Source organism: Larkinella sp. C7 (assembly GCF_006149005.1).
Taxonomy (GTDB): domain Bacteria; phylum Bacteroidota; class Bacteroidia; order Cytophagales; family Spirosomataceae; genus Larkinella.
Genome location: NZ_VBSL01000306.1, coordinates 1 through 303 on the forward strand (window position 1 = coordinate 1; position 303 = coordinate 303).

The window sequence follows — 303 nt, forward strand, 5'->3', positions numbered from 1 at the left end:
AAATATAGCCCGCCTAGCAGGTCAACAAGGAGGACTCCGGCTAGCCAGATGACGATAAATCTGGCTAGCGCTCCTCCTTTGGGTAGATGGGTGACTCCCCAACTAATCAGCAGAGGAACAAAGAGCCAAGCCCAGACATAGCCAGCTGTCGGGCCAATCAAAACTTTAATGGTCGTAGAAAAACCAGAAAAAGCGGGGATGACCAAGCCGACTAAAAAGAGCAGAAGGACAGATAGGCTCCCCTTTTTCCCGCCTAGCAGGCAACCTGCTAACATGACCCCAAGGTTTTGTAAGACAATTGGA

General features: G+C 50.2%; 1 protein-coding gene. It reads right to left on the minus strand.

Going from position 1 to position 303, the window contains the following annotated elements; translation table 11 throughout:
• On the minus strand, positions 1–275 hold a 275-nt coding region (locus FH871_RS35530; protein WP_229317801.1), incomplete at its 3' end, for a biotin transporter BioY.
• Between the last annotated feature and the right edge of the window lie 28 nt (positions 276–303).